Here is a 13,857-nt window from a genome sequence, read left to right on the forward strand (position 1 = left end):
TCCTATCTGCCGACGACGCCGGTACCGTTAATTAATTTGTCCAACATTTCATCAATCGTAGTGACAACACGTGATGATGCGCTGTAAGCATGCTGGAACCGGATCAAATCCGACATCTCTTCATCAAGTGATACACTGCTAATCGACAGACGGAGTGTATCTGCATGCTCCACCAACAACGTGCCGTTCTCCACCATCTTGATGGCATTGCTGCTGTCCGTACCCAATTTGGAGATAACGGACTGCAGATATCCTTCAAAATTCGTGATGTCCGTTACTGAACCATTGTTGTTATTCGGATTGAAATTAAACGTACGTTCTGACAGTTGCGCAATCAGAAGCGCCATGCCGCCGTTCCCTTTTAAAACCACCTCGGAGGTCGTACCAGTCGTTGGATCAGTCTTCATTTCTGTCCGGAGAGAGGCCCCGATGTTCTTCAGATCGGATTGGATCGTCTGGCTTAATCTCATATTCCCAGCGGTAATTGGCCCGCCGTTAGCAGATACAAAGAAGTCGCCACCGGTTGTGGCCGGCTCATTAAGGGTATAGCCCAGCTTATGTAGTCCGTTTAGGCCGTCTACAGTATGCTTCGTATCCTGGGCAAGCTTGCGAGGATTATTCGCATCCATAACAGCATTCGGAATATTCACGCCTGGTGGAAGTATCGTTCCAGCCGGCAGGGTCACTTCTACTTTGCCTGTAGCCAGTGTGTTGGCCATAATGTTCAGCTGGGTGATGTATCCTTGAACATGCACATCGCGAGAAGTTACATAACCAGCGATCTCCCCGCCGGTCAATGCGCCGGCAATCGCGTTCGTAATCGGAGTGAACGCCATATCATCAACCACAACCTGGTTGCCAAACGTCACTTGATAAATGTCCCCGGTCTCCGTTACGTTCACATTCCCGAGCAATGATAACTGATCAACGAGCAGATCCCGCTTATCCCGCAGGTCGTTCGCATTATCGCCAAGACCCTCGATCCGCTTAATACTTTGCGTCAATTCCGCCACTTGCTCGATATAGTTGTTAGCTTCCGCTACCTTGGTGTCGATGCGGGAAGTCAAGTTATTGCTGAGGGTATCCAATTGAGAGTAAATATGGTTAAACGTCTCCGTCAAAGCAATCGCTTTCTGCTGAACCGCCATACGGGCAGACAAGTCGGTGTCGCTTGGATTCTTACTGAGCGTCTGCCATGCCGTCCAGAACTCGGCAATACTTGCGCTCAAGCTGCTGTCCGAAGGCTCGTTAAAAATCCCCTCAATATTCGAAAGCGTCTCTTGCTGAACGCTCCATGTCGACAAATTTGTGTTCTGATTGCGGTATTCGATATCCAATAGAAAGTCCCGTACCCGCTGAATGCTCTCCGCTTCTACGCCCATTCCAAGCTGTCCTGCGGCTTGGGATCGCTGCATTCCTGGAAATGCAATCGGATTCGATGCAACCAGGCGGGTAGTCTGACGAGAGTAACCTGGCGTATTGGCGTTCGTAACGTTATGACCAGCTGTGTTAATTGCAGCTTGCTGGGCAATCAAGCCCCTCTTTCCGATTTCGAGCAAATGAAATGTGGATCTCATCTACATTTTCCTTTCTGCTTATGCCCTGGTATCAAACATGCTTCGGCCCTTGCCGGCAGGATTCTGATGCTTCGGATGCTGATAGAGCAAATCATCCTCCGGACGACTAACTAACAAATTCAAACTGTAATCAATGAACGCTAGGGATTGCTCAATGAGCTCTCGGTTAATCGCATTCAGCTCTTTCAGTTCCATGAGCCTGTCCATTAATTGCTGCTGCACATCTTGCAGCTCAGTTTTTTCCTCCGGGTTAAATACAAGACGAGTCATCTCAGTAACCGTCAGCTGAAGCTGGGAGCGGATGCCCTTCTCACGCAAAAAATCATCTGCGGCACCTTGACGCAGCGCTTCCGTTTCCGCCACCTGCTTCAGCAGGCGGTTCTCCTTGGTCATGACCGCTGTAAGACGTTCCACATCATTATCCAGAATGGCTTGCCTTTTATCTTTCCCTGCCTCTATGAGCTGCTGATGCAGCTCATCCTGACGCTTCAAATATTCGATTATGGACCTAGCACTCACTTGGACTCACCTGATTTATTGTAGGATTGAAAATACGGGAGCAATTTGTCTGCCAAACGATCAACCGGCACTTCATATGTGCCGTTGGTTACAGCTTCCTTCAAACGCTGGATTTTCTCCGCGCGTTCCGGATCCTGTACTTTACTCTGTGCACTCAGTTCCATCGCCTCCGGGGAGATTGATACTTCATCCTTACGGCGTTTCTTCTTATCGATATGCTGCATCTCCCGAGATTCAATATTCCGTTGATACGAATTGATGCCGTTCACACGTCCCGATTCGTTAATCTTCACGCCCTATTCACCTCACTTAAAATAAAAGACCGATAAGCTTTACTAAGTTTATCGGCCGGATATGAAACATTGTTAATAGTTCAAAAGTTAGTATTTGCGCAGTTTATCGACTGCACTGTAAGTCTCTCTGTCTTTGCGGGACCCAGGCTGATTTTCCTGGTCGCCAGCTGCAGCCTGCCTTAGCTCCCTCGTTAATCGCGTCCGGCAGGACTCGCACATATTGCTCTCGCGAATCAACGTTCCGCATACCTCGCAAGGATACGCCAGGTTTGGCGCGTTCGCGATCGAGATCCGGCCTTCCTTGATGAACTTCGTAATTTGCCGCACAGATACTTCCGTAGCCTCAGATACCTCATGAATCGTTGCACCTTTTTGCTCACGAAGGAAGTTTGCGCATTTCTCGTATTCTTTCTCAATAACCTTCATGCATTCAGTACACATTTCCCGAATATTCACCGTATATAACTTGCCGCACCGAGGGCAATTCCCCAGATTCATGCTCAACAACCTCCATGCCACATAGAACCTTTGATACCCCTAGATTACATTATCTGAGGGCTTACGTCTATCATTCGGTAACAGAATCCACACATTTTTCCTATTTTAATCATTTACGAACGAGCCCAAGTTAAACTATAGATCTCTACGGGCATTTCCATAAGGGATTCGCATCTCCGCAAAACCTGCGCACAAGCATTAATCGTACTTCCGGTTGTATAGATATCATCAATCAAAAGCATACGGAATGGTCCTTTGAACAGAGATGCTCCCACTTCGGAACGAGTATGCTCTGCGGCCTGATTACTTATAATAGACATAAGCATATCGGGTCCATCCTGCAATGCACCGAATACACCCTCCATATCCTTCAGCCGATCCATCCGGTTTTTGAAGCTCTGTTTGTCCGTGTGACGTCTACGTTCCAACATCCGTACATAAGGCACCTTAATTCTAAGCGCAAGCCCCTGTGCAAGTACCTCCGCTTGATTGAAGCCCCTCTCCTGAAGCCTTTCCTCACTGACCGGAACCGAAGTGACGGCATGTACACTCCATGGCATGTTACTAGATTTCCGTGACCCCTTATTGCCCAAATGGATATTTACTTCCCGATGGAGCATTGCGTATGCCCGCAGCATCATCTCTATCAAAAGAGGAGCATAACGTTCATTCCCCCTATATTTGTACTGAGCCAACCACTCTCTCATCTGTGTACCGTAGGTTACCGCACTTCGGTTCAAAACAAAGCTTCGATCGTTCATTCCTAAACGAGTACAGTCGGGGCAGCCGATTCCCCTTCCGCAACGCCAACATTTAGGTCTCATAATCCAGGGGATATTCCGATAACAGGCACGGCATATGCCCGGAAGTTCCCGGGTGAATGAACCTGTTTTTCCACAAGCGAGACAGGTTTCGTCAATTGGTTTGAGCAAACGATGCATATGTCCGAGTAAATGGCTAAAGGCGTTTGAAATCAATTATGCTCCTTCCTTTCTAAGAGAGATAGAATAAAGAATGATAGACATCACTCAACGGGTAAAAAGACTACAAAACAACAACGCGAATATATTGTCATCACTATTCCGGGACCGCCGATATCAGCTCAGTAGATTTTTTTCACTATAGTGTTGGAAACTTAAAGGACTCCCGAGATTCAATATTCATGCGCTACAAACTCATGTCCGCTCAATCCCCTAGTCATTCACCAGTTCCTGAACAGACCGTAAATACCCACCCTTACGGGCGATTCTGTTCATTGCCTTGATTTGCCGGACTGCCGTGCTTTGGCTCCGAGTCCATTGGGGCGCAGCAAAAACCACCCGTCCTGCCGGATCATCCTTGGATCGGCCCGCGCGGCCGGCCATTTGAATCAATGCAGCTTCATCAAAAAGCTCACTGTCTGCATCCAAAATAAACACGTCACTCTTCGGAACCGTTACCCCGCGTTCAAGAATGGTCGTTGTCACGAGCAAGCGAATCTCCCGGTTACGAAAAGACATCACTTTGCTTGCCCTCTCCGGATCGATAGATGAAGTCCCTTCAATCGGCATGTTGGCAATCGCCTTGCGAAGCAGCTTCAGAATAGGATCAATATGCTTGATGCGGGAAACGAACAGGAACACTTGAGCACCGCGGGATAGAGATGCGCTCAGACTGCGAACCAAGAGTGGGGAAAGCTTTTTTTCCTGTAGACAGCGGTTCACCGTCAAGATTTTCAGCTTTTGTGGAACGGGTAACGGATGACCGTGGAAGCGTGCCGGGACTTTGGCGTGAGGCAATCTGCCTGCAGCCGCCTCACGCTGTAATGGCGTTGGCGGAGTGGCTGATAGGTAGATATACTTCCCTCCTATTTTGCAAACGCCTTTGGCAGCGTAATCCAGCATCGGATCATTATGATACGGGAAGGCATCAATCTCGTCGATCACCACCAGGTCAAAAGCCCTCTTGAAGCGCAGCAGTTGATGCGTTGTTGCCAGTGTGATGCTCCCACGCTTCCATCGATCCGGACTTCCCCCGTATAACGTGACCACCGTCTCTTCGGGAAAAGCCTTGGATAAACGTGGCGCCAGCTCCAGCACCACGTCCCGTCTTGGCGCGGCAACCAGCACGCGCCCACCCGCATCCAGAATAGACTGCAGCAGCGGAAAGATCATTTCAGTCTTTCCGGCACCGGTCACCGCCCAGATGAGAAACCGGGCGGGCCCCGCGGAGCCCCCTTCGGGCGGCTCCGCCAAAAACCGCAGCGCAGCGCCAGCGGCGGCGCTCTGCGCTGCGCTAAGCCCCCACCGGCCCAAGGCTGCGGTGGGGGAACCCCCGGCCGTGCCCCGCACGGCCGATCCTGCTGCACCATGCAGCAGCAGGGCACAAGCGCGGCTGCGCCCCATCGCGAGGCAGGCCTCGCAATAGGCGCAAGCCGCCGAGCCGCACGCGGCGCATGCCGTGCGGCTTCGGGCCTCGCTGCCGCATCGCCGGCAGCGGGGGGCCATGGCCCGGCGGCGCAGCCAGCCGGGCGCACTACCCGGGGCGGGCTGCGCCAACCCCGCCTCCAACCGCAGACGGCCCAGCAGGACGCCGAGCTGGGCCACGGAGCGCCAGTCCCCGGTGTCCCCAGAAACCTCCGCCAATAAGGCCTCAACCTCGCCAGCAAGCAAGGCTCGTCCTGCCATGCACTGAATCAGCAGCTCTGCCCGCTGCATCAACAAATCCCATTCCTCAACCACGTTCCTCTTTTCGATAAAGGAATTTACCGACCCGTCCAACATCTGAATCTCCTTAAACAAAACACTCCATTGCGATATGCTTCCTTCAGGCTCATGTAATAAGAACGAACTTAAGCCCTGGTGCAAATATTTCCGCCAATCGGATTTCCCCCATTGATCCATGTCTTGGATGGATCGAAATCTCTTTTGAATGTAAACCGCCCATCCTAGGGGGATCTGTGTTGATAACAGTACCAGTGCACCTGAGCTGGCTTTCTCATCCGTCGATCTATTCACTCCATACCACCATTGAATATCCACCCGCATATTCAGCGAGAGATAACACTTCCATTTCTCTGATGTTCGAATGGCATATACGGCAATCCGCATGAAATCAACTCCAATATCGAGACATATAAAATTACATTATGAAACAGATCCTTCTCACGGTGCCCTATGTTAAAATCTGTCACCTCCTTCTTTTAGCTGCCTTATTCCCACTTCTCCTAGTCGGGTACACGTACTGCTACGAGGGACAGTCAGTCACAGGGAACCAAAATCTGAGTTGAGTGTGGGAGGTTCAGCTAAAAACAAAGCAAGAACAAGCACCTATAGATACTTATGGATATTGGAAAGAGGCTCCTCTCCCCAGAAAAACAAAAAACACACCCCTCGCTTACGCTAGGAGTGTGCTTCACGCCTTTAACAATATGAATACGAACCTGGTAACCAAAACAACTTGCAGATGTTTATCCCTGTACATATGGAATTCGAACAGCCTCCATCGGGTTTCTTAGATCGATCCGTATCACTTCTTCTTCATTCGGATCGACATCCACTTCCCGTGATGCCGAATCATCGGACCTCCAAGTCCCATATACCAGCTCAATTCCGGACAAATGAGTCAATCTCTGGACAATCTTCAGTGTATCATCGTACGACTGATCATCAAGGACGGTGACACGCACGCGCGTCCCGCTCAGCAGGGCATACCATGAAAGGGCTCTCAAATACCATTCCACCTGCCGCTCATGGTTGGACGTGATCAGCACATAATGCCTGCGCCGCCCCGTGCCTTCACCGGCTCTTCTGAGTTGACGGGCATGCATAATATGAATCAGAGCAACAGCAATCCCGTACACCGCGAGTATCCACAGCAATTGGGCAACCATGAGACTCACCTCCTTCTCTTATCAACAATATATGCTGATCAGGAGGGGACGGTGACAGTTAAGAAACCAGGGCCCACACGGAACTTGATGGGAACGGCACAAACACCGTTAGCAGAACATCTATGGCAGCACTCTTCACTGAAGGCTACCTCGCTGAATAAGTTCTTCTTATCATTATCAAGGTTGTTCAGCTTCGGTGGAAACTTTTAAACTCCATATCATAACAAAAAGGAACCGCCCTTGGCAGTTCCCTCCCTATGTAAGACGCGTCCGTGCATTCGGATCGGCGATTACAACGTCACCCAGCCATATTTGATCGAGTTGATAACCGCTTGCGTACGGTCGTCCACTTCCATCTTCTGCAAAATGCTGCTGACGTGGTTTTTTACAGTTTTTTCACTAATGAACAGGTACTCCCCTATCATCTTGTTGCTCTTGCCTTCAGCCATTAGTCTAAGCACTTCCGCTTCGCGCCTTGTCAATGGGTTATTCTCGCCTGCCACGAACTTGACTCCAGCCTCACGCGAACCGCTCTCAGCCATAGCGCCTGCTTCGTTTACATAAGTCATCCGACGGAGCTGTTGAATAAGCTTGCCCGTAACCTTCGGATGGATAAATGCATATCCCTCATGTACCGAACGAATCGCATTAATCAGTGACTCGGCTTCCATATCCTTCAGGAGGTAACCGTTTGCTCCCTTACGGAGCGTTTCAAACACATAACTTTCGTCGTCATGAATCGACAGAATAATAACTTTGATCTCAGGAAACATTTCACGTAGTTTCTCAGTTGCTTGAACGCCATTTTCGGTAGGCATGTTGATATCCATCAGCACGATATCCGGCTTCACTTCATTACAGAACTCAAGTACTTGAATTCCATCGCCGCATTCTCCGATTACGTCAATGTCGTCCTCCATATTCAGTATACGCTTCAGACCCTCCCTAAATAGCTGGTGGTCATCCGCTAGTAATACTTTTATAATCGTGTTCTCTTTTTCCAAATGTTCCATCCGATTACTCCTTTCTCTTTTCTACGTTCGTCGGGATATGAATCACGATCTTGGTTCCTTGATTCTCAGCTGAATCGATCTCCATTCTCCCTTCGAGCAGCTCAACCCTCTCCCGCATGCCAATTAACCCAAAGTGGTCCTTGCTTTTCTGCTCCAGCAAATCGACATTGAATCCCAGGCCATTGTCCTGTACAACGATTTTGACCAATTGCGCCTGGTACGTGATTTCAACAAGCACATAAGTCGGGTAAGCATGTTTTGCAGCATTCGAAAGTGCTTCCTGCACCAACCGGTAGATGGCAGCCTCCATCGCAGAAGAGAGACGATGCTCTTTTCCCCGTGTCTCGAAGATCGTGCGGATTTTCGATTTCTCTTCATAATCATGCACGTATTTACGCAGTGTGGGGATTAATCCTAGATCATCGAGTGCCATTGGACGCAGATTGAAAATGACTTTTCGCATTTCCTCCAAGCTCGATCGAACCTGGCCCTTCAAATCTACTATTTCGTCCTGCACCATCTTAAATTCCTGCTTTGCAAGCATTCTTTCTACAATTTCCGTCCTAAGAACCAGATTCGCCAGCAATTGTGCAGGTCCATCATGAATCTCTCTGGAAATGCGTTTCCGTTCCTCTTCCTGCGCCAAAATAATTTTGAGACCAATGACCTGCCTGTTTTTCGCAGATTCGATGATTCGGGATACCTGCCCCAGCTCTCCGGACAAGTATTCCAATACCACGCCCATCTGAGATCCGATCGATTCTGCACGCTCCACGGAGTTCTCGACATTACGAACCCGCTTCTGCAGCTCATCTCGTCTTGCCTTCAAATACATTTCCTTTTCCCGGTAGATCATGAGGTCAAGCTGAAGCTGCGTCGCTTTCTCATACGCCTGCTTGATGTCCTCTTCCTTGTACCGGACAAAATCCCGGCTGACCTCGGTCAGCCGGATCCGGGAACGGCGGTAGTTCAGCTCCAGCTGATCTACCTTCTCTAAGGTTTCCGTCGTTTCTTTTAATGTCCGCTGCAGTTCATGATTGAGAGACGCGAGCTCCTGCCGCGACGCCTCCAATATTTCGAACATTTGGTATTTGCTGTCCTCCATCACTTTGATGGCATTTTTTATGACACGGTCGATGGCATCGGCTTGATAATCCACGCACTCTACTCCATTTCTAACGTTTCATATACATATCATACCATATCACGATTCGATCGTAACGGTCTTCGTGTTCTTGTCCCATTTTACTTTAAGGCCTAATTGCTCGGAAACGAGACGAAGAGGGACCAAAGTCCTACCGCCTTGAACCATAGGTGCTACAGCCGCCGAACTGCGCTTACCGTTTAGAATGAATTCCTTCTTGCCGACCGTCAGTTCCATGAGCATGCCGCCCCTCAGGACACCCACCCGCTGAGCGGATTGGTTCCAGGTTGCTTGCCCGCCGAACGCGTCGAGCACATGCTTAATCGGAACGTAAGTCGTTCCATTCTTCAAGATTGGCGCCGAATCAATTGCCACTTTCGAACCATTCAGCATAAGCGATTTTTGCCCAATGGTCATGACCGCCTTGCCTGTTGGAAGACCTTCATTCCCGGATAGGGACGGCATCGTGAAGCGGATATCGTCAAAAGATACAGCTCCTGTCAATGCACGCTCATCCTGGCCTTCTTCCACGTTCACCACATACAACCGCTTCATCTGTGCCGGGAATGCAATGTTATATCCGCTGAGATCGATGCTCAGTGTCTTCCAGCCGCTCCAATCAATTGCCTTAGCCAGATCGACGTACACGGTTTTCCCATTATTATCCTTGAGCTCGGCGCGCAGCCAGTTCAGGCTGTTATCTCCCTCCACATCGATGGTCATGGCCGTTGCCTGTGCAGGGATCACTTTGCCAGTTGCGCCATTCAACTCGGCGTAAGCGTACATTTTTTGCCCTAATCCGCCTGTCATATCATAGGTCAGGTTCAAGACTTTAGATGATGCTTTTGCTCCGCTGCCATTTTTGATCGCTGCAGCCCCGGTAACTGCCGGCACATTGGTCGTGAACTTCACCGGGTAATTCACATTTTCGAAGTTCTCCCACGTGCTCTCGCCCGCCGCCGACAAAATAACGACCGTGCTAAAGCCGTCATAGCGTGCGATCGCATAACCGACTTTCGTATTGCTGTTCACGGAGGATACGGTCAGGCGGCCGTCTTTCACGCTGCCTTTAAATCCGATAAACTCCCATTTCAGCGCACTGCTCGGAACCTCCAAGCTTTGACCGTTGCCTGTTACGGCCGTCACCGGCACGGAAACGCTCGTTCCAGCCTGCAGCGGTGCGCTTGATACGCCGGTAGTCAATGCAACAAGATCATCCGCGCCCAGCACCTTGACTTGCATCGTAGCTTTCGTGCTGCCGCTTACTGCCGTCAGTGTTGAGGTACCCGGCTTTGTCGCTTTAATGCTTTGTCCGTTGACCGCTAGATTGCCGTTGCTGGACTTCCAAGTCGGTTTAATCGAACCTGCTTCAATTGGATTATAGTAGGTATCATAGCCCTTCAGTTCATACGTGCCGACTTGACCGATCAGGAGCGTGTTGCTTCCGCTTACTTTTAAGCCCTTCAAGCTGCCCTGAGGTGCCGTGGAGAACACGCCAAGTGCGTTAACAATGCTGCGCTGCGTGGTGCCGTATTCCGTATTGAAGGTCAGCTGCGTGTTCATCTCGGCAAGTGGACGGTTTACCATCGTTGTCGATCCGCCGCCGTCCAGGTTCATTCCCTTCCATACTCCAACCTTCGTCATGAAATCCTGAAGCTGCTGCAGCGTCATGCCTTTGCTGTTATCGTTGCTCTCCGTGGCAATCAGGTAAGCGTAACGCCCGTCTTTGGAGTATCCTACGGCTGTACGTGCCCTGCTTCCTCCAATCGAATTCACGTTTCGCGAGAATGAAGTTGCCTTGCCGTTATCCACCAGTATCGTATGGCCGCCAATCATCATTTGGAGTGTAGATGGGTCCAGTTCTTTACCTGATTTTTTGGACACCAAAGCATAATCGGCTTCCAGCCTTTGTCCGACTGCCAGATTTTGTTTCACGAACTCTGCCGCAGCCCCATGGGTTCGCAAGATGTAGCTTCCCTCCGGTATCGCTGTTTGCAATCCTGCCATTACTGAAATATCGGTGATGACCCCATCCGTTACCATAACCTCCGTAGGCGTTGTCGAGCTGTTCTTAGGACGCTCAATAGCCTTCCAAGCGCTGGTGTAGATATAAGCTGAATTCGCATGGCTATACGTTGATCCGGTGCCCTCAGGAGCATATGATGTTTTGTTCATACCCGCGAGTGGGAACGAGGCTCCATTTTCAGCTGTAATACTCCCCGAGAATGCAAACTCATCCAGAATTGGCGTTCCATCGTTCGTTACTCCAAAAGCATACATGCCTTTCAGTTCCGATGGGGTTGACATCAACTGACCGTTCGATACTTGAGCACCCATCGGAGCCCCTTCGCTGCCGGTATTAAAAAAGTCACCGTTAATAGCAGCAACCGCTCCGTTCTCCTTAGCCATTCCGCCCGTGCTTTGTCTCGTTGTAAATTGATTCCCTTGGCCTGTCATGACATCCAGTTTTACGTACTTGTTGTTCAAGTCCACTCGAATGACATTGGCCAGCGATTTTGCGCCAGTACTGTTGATATACTGATATTTCATTAAAACCGCACCGGAAGTAATGATTTCCTCACCAAGCTTCTTAGCCGATGTTGATGCCGCATAAGCTACCGAGGATGTTGATAGATTCCCTATCACTGGTATTCCGCTGCTCAGCACAGGACCTACCCAGATGACCCCTGCCAATGTAATAATCAACCATTTCTTGCCTACACCATATGTTGTAGACTTCAGTGTTTTCCCCTGACTAACCATGTAATCGTAACTCTCCCATCTCTCGTTCAACACGGATGCCGAACATATAAAGTCTCTAATTAATAGACTTCATTTTTGCGGAAAAGTTACGAATTTGTTATAAAAAAACACTTTCGCGTATCGTACACCAAGTCTTGTACAATTTGTAGCGGCATTTTTTAGGAGTCTATGTAAATCAATCCTATGTTACTATATTTTCTTGCAAAAGCAACTAGTTTGTCATAAATTATATTCCTGATTTTCCATTTATTTAATGAAAATCTGATAACGACAATAGTTCATTAGCTTTTTTAATTATTGCATTTTTGTCATATTATCTGGTTCAGCTGAGTTGAATCTCTACTCTTAAATAGAAAAAAGGCATGCACGATTTTTTTCAGAAGAAAAATTAAATCAGCACATGCCTAAATTTTATATCTGTTACATATCTTAAAATTACCTTAGTTTACGCCAGCTTGTTCTTTCAACGCTTCCGCTTTGTCAACGCGCTCCCAAGGAAGATCGAGATCCGTACGTCCAAAATGTCCGTAAGCAGCGGTTTGTTTGTAGATCGGACGACGAAGATCCAGCATACGGATGATTCCAGCCGGACGCAGGTCGAAATTGTTACGCACAAGCTCAACCAGCTTCTCTTCGCTCACTTTACCTGTTCCGTAAGTATCTACACTAATCGACACTGGGTTAGCGACACCAATAGCGTAAGCCAATTGAATTTCGCACTTGTCGGCAAGTCCTGCAGCAACCAGGTTTTTAGCCACGTAGCGAGCCGCGTAAGCAGCGGAGCGGTCAACCTTTGTAGGATCCTTACCGGAAAATGCACCGCCGCCATGACGAGCGTAGCCGCCATAGGTGTCCACGATGATTTTGCGGCCTGTGAGACCAGCGTCCCCTTGAGGACCACCGATTACGAAACGGCCGGTAGGGTTAATGAAATATTTAGTTTCTGCATCCAGCAATTCAACCGGTACGACAGGAAGAATAACTTGTTCTTTAATATCCTTCTGGATTTGCTCCAGCGTTGCTTCTTCGGCATGTTGAGTCGATACTACGATCGTATCCACACGAACTGGCGTATTGCCGTCATACTCAACCGTTACCTGGGTTTTACCGTCCGGACGCAGGTATTCCAGCGTACCGTCTTTACGAACCTCGGACAACCGACGAGCGATACGGTGAGACAATGCAATCGGAAGAGGCATCAGTTCAGGCGTCTCGTTCGTTGCAAAACCAAACATCAGACCTTGGTCACCAGCACCGATGTTCTCGGTTTCCTTGTCCACTTGGGAAGGATCACGATTCTCCAGTGCAGCGTTTACCCCCTGTGCAATATCGGCAGATTGCTCATTCAGCGATGTCAACACCGCGCATGTATTGGAATCAAAACCGTATTTTGCACGGGTATACCCGATTTCCTTCACGGTATTGCGTACGATGGATGGAATATCCACGTATTCAGATTTAGTGCTAATTTCACCAATGACCAAAACAAGACCAGTCGCCACGGAAACTTCACAAGCTACGCGTGCGTTCGGATCGTTAGCCAAAAAAGCATCGAGTACCGCATCAGAAATCTGGTCACAGATTTTATCCGGATGTCCTTCAGTTACGGACTCAGATGTAAATAAACGTCGCCCTGTTAAAGACATGAGATCAACCTCCCATATGAATAGTATGTGATATATCAAGAGGTCCTACACAAAAAATGAACCTTTTCCGACAGGAAAAGGTTTGAAATGTACAATCCTCAACATGCATATTAACTTATTTGTTACCAGGTGTCAATCCAGTAAGTAAGCTGTTTTTCAAGGATTTTCTTGGGTTTTTCAATCGTTTTAATCAAGAATAAGTTCCACTTGTAACTGAAAAACGACTACAGTCTACCGAAGAGACTTTGTTCAGCGTTTTGTACCAACCGTTTAGTGATCTCTCCACCAACGGATCCGTTCTCACGGGATGTTAGATGTCCCCATCCAGGACGACGGCTGGAAGATCCACCTCCGATGGTTCCTAACTCGGAACCAAATTCCGTATCGGCTCCATTGGAACCGCTACCATATCCCACGGGTAATCCAAACTCTGCTGCAATTTCGTATTTCATTTGCTTCAGCATTTCACGACTCTCCGGTACCACTTGACGGTTACGACTGCTGCGTGCCATGAAAATACACCTCCTGTATTG

Annotated in this window: 12 protein-coding genes; all 12 read right to left on the reverse strand. The window is 49.0% G+C overall.

Features of this window, described 5'->3' with window-relative positions; translation table 11 throughout:
• Window positions 1–2: 2 nt before the first annotated feature.
• Complete coding sequence (gene flgK, locus AK95_RS09860) at window positions 3–1,577, reverse strand: flagellar hook-associated protein FlgK (protein ID WP_071219804.1); 1,575 nt, start codon at window positions 1,575–1,577, stop codon at window positions 3–5.
• Between the two features lie 18 nt (window positions 1,578–1,595).
• Window positions 1,596–2,096, reverse strand: coding sequence for a flagellar protein FlgN (locus AK95_RS09865; protein ID WP_071219805.1), 501 nt, complete (start codon window positions 2,094–2,096; stop codon window positions 1,596–1,598).
• Window positions 2,093–2,389 (reverse strand): flagellar biosynthesis anti-sigma factor FlgM, encoded by a 297-nt coding sequence (gene flgM, locus AK95_RS09870; protein WP_015737724.1) that lies wholly within the window; start codon window positions 2,387–2,389, stop codon window positions 2,093–2,095. The genes AK95_RS09865 and flgM overlap by 4 nt, the downstream gene beginning before the upstream one ends.
• 87 nt (window positions 2,390–2,476) lie before the next feature.
• Complete coding sequence (locus tag AK95_RS09875) at window positions 2,477–2,887, reverse strand: TIGR03826 family flagellar region protein (RefSeq protein ID WP_071219806.1); 411 nt, start codon at window positions 2,885–2,887, stop codon at window positions 2,477–2,479.
• 113 nt (window positions 2,888–3,000) lie between these two features.
• Window positions 3,001–3,447 carry a ComF family protein gene (locus tag AK95_RS34740; RefSeq protein WP_235613074.1) on the reverse strand — a complete coding sequence of 149 codons (447 nt, stop codon included), beginning with the start codon at window positions 3,445–3,447 and terminating at the stop codon, window positions 3,001–3,003.
• A 633-nt stretch (window positions 3,448–4,080) separates the two neighbouring features.
• On the reverse strand, window positions 4,081–5,976 hold the full coding sequence (locus AK95_RS09885) for a helicase-related protein (RefSeq protein ID WP_071219807.1): 1,896 nt from the start codon (window positions 5,974–5,976) through the stop codon (window positions 4,081–4,083).
• A gap of 359 nt (window positions 5,977–6,335) precedes the next feature.
• Window positions 6,336–6,758, reverse strand: a complete 423-nt coding sequence (locus AK95_RS09890; RefSeq protein ID WP_071219808.1) for a hypothetical protein — start codon at window positions 6,756–6,758, stop codon at window positions 6,336–6,338.
• Between the two features lie 290 nt (window positions 6,759–7,048).
• Complete coding sequence (locus AK95_RS09895) at window positions 7,049–7,771, reverse strand: response regulator (RefSeq protein WP_071219809.1); 723 nt, start codon at window positions 7,769–7,771, stop codon at window positions 7,049–7,051.
• A gap of 4 nt (window positions 7,772–7,775) precedes the next feature.
• Complete coding sequence (locus tag AK95_RS09900) at window positions 7,776–8,930, reverse strand: sensor histidine kinase (protein ID WP_009594214.1); 1,155 nt, start codon at window positions 8,928–8,930, stop codon at window positions 7,776–7,778.
• A gap of 45 nt (window positions 8,931–8,975) precedes the next feature.
• Complete coding sequence (locus AK95_RS09905) at window positions 8,976–11,678, reverse strand: phosphodiester glycosidase family protein (protein WP_071219810.1); 2,703 nt, start codon at window positions 11,676–11,678, stop codon at window positions 8,976–8,978.
• A 440-nt stretch (window positions 11,679–12,118) separates the two neighbouring features.
• Complete coding sequence (gene metK, locus AK95_RS09910) at window positions 12,119–13,324, reverse strand: methionine adenosyltransferase (RefSeq protein WP_071219811.1); 1,206 nt, start codon at window positions 13,322–13,324, stop codon at window positions 12,119–12,121.
• A 224-nt stretch (window positions 13,325–13,548) separates the two neighbouring features.
• On the reverse strand, window positions 13,549–13,836 hold the full coding sequence (locus AK95_RS09915) for an alpha/beta-type small acid-soluble spore protein (protein ID WP_071219812.1): 288 nt from the start codon (window positions 13,834–13,836) through the stop codon (window positions 13,549–13,551).
• Between the last annotated feature and the right edge of the window lie 21 nt (window positions 13,837–13,857).

The sequence above is a fragment of the Paenibacillus sp. LC231 genome (assembly GCF_001860525.1).
Taxonomy (GTDB): domain Bacteria; phylum Bacillota; class Bacilli; order Paenibacillales; family Paenibacillaceae; genus Paenibacillus_AQ.

What these genes read in the sequence shown, in the direction of transcription:
- AK95_RS09885 (WP_071219807.1), bottom strand. Translation starts at nt 5,976, where the DNA reads ATGCGGATTGCCGTATATGCCATTCGAACATCAGAGAAATGGAAGTGT.
- AK95_RS34740 (WP_235613074.1), bottom strand. Translation starts at nt 3,447, where the DNA reads ATGCCATGGAGTGTACATGCCGTCACTTCGGTTCCGGTCAGTGAGGAA.
- AK95_RS09915 (WP_071219812.1), bottom strand. Translation starts at nt 13,836, where the DNA reads ATGGCACGCAGCAGTCGTAACCGTCAAGTGGTACCGGAGAGTCGTGAA.
- AK95_RS09890 (WP_071219808.1), bottom strand. Translation starts at nt 6,758, where the DNA reads ATGGTTGCCCAATTGCTGTGGATACTCGCGGTGTACGGGATTGCTGTT.
- flgK (WP_071219804.1), bottom strand. Translation starts at nt 1,577, where the DNA reads ATGAGATCCACATTTCATTTGCTCGAAATCGGAAAGAGGGGCTTGATT.
- AK95_RS09905 (WP_071219810.1), bottom strand. Translation starts at nt 11,678, where the DNA reads ATGGTTAGTCAGGGGAAAACACTGAAGTCTACAACATATGGTGTAGGC.
- AK95_RS09895 (WP_071219809.1), bottom strand. Translation starts at nt 7,771, where the DNA reads ATGGAACATTTGGAAAAAGAGAACACGATTATAAAAGTATTACTAGCG.
- AK95_RS09875 (WP_071219806.1), bottom strand. Translation starts at nt 2,887, where the DNA reads ATGAATCTGGGGAATTGCCCTCGGTGCGGCAAGTTATATACGGTGAAT.
- metK (WP_071219811.1), bottom strand. Translation starts at nt 13,324, where the DNA reads ATGTCTTTAACAGGGCGACGTTTATTTACATCTGAGTCCGTAACTGAA.